The sequence below is a fragment of the Klebsiella sp. K47 genome (assembly GCF_051858335.1).
GTDB classification, from domain to species: Bacteria; Pseudomonadota; Gammaproteobacteria; order Enterobacterales; family Enterobacteriaceae; genus Klebsiella; species Klebsiella pneumoniae.
Genome location: NZ_JBPYUI010000502.1, coordinates 1 through 217 on the forward strand (window position 1 = coordinate 1; position 217 = coordinate 217).

1 protein-coding gene is annotated in these 217 nt (G+C 55.3%); it reads right to left on the bottom strand.

Translation table 11 applies throughout. The annotated features are described in order from the left end of the window. A partial coding sequence (locus tag RRF55_RS28975) for a cytochrome ubiquinol oxidase subunit I (RefSeq protein ID WP_439419444.1) occupies positions 1-217 on the bottom strand: 217 nt, incomplete at both ends.

The window sequence follows — 217 nt, forward strand, 5'->3', positions numbered from 1 at the left end:
GCGTCGGTTGTTCACTCTGCATCGCGCTCGGCCCCAGACGGGCATATTTCTGCATCAGGTAGACTTCGGCGATTAAGAACAGGGTGTAAAGCCCTACGATCATGATCAGTGAGAAAGCCAGTTGTCCTGTGGTTAAAGCGGAGTGCGCGGAGTATGTCGGTAAGAGGTCCTGTATCGCCCACGGCTGACGACCAAACTCGGTCATAAACCACCCGGC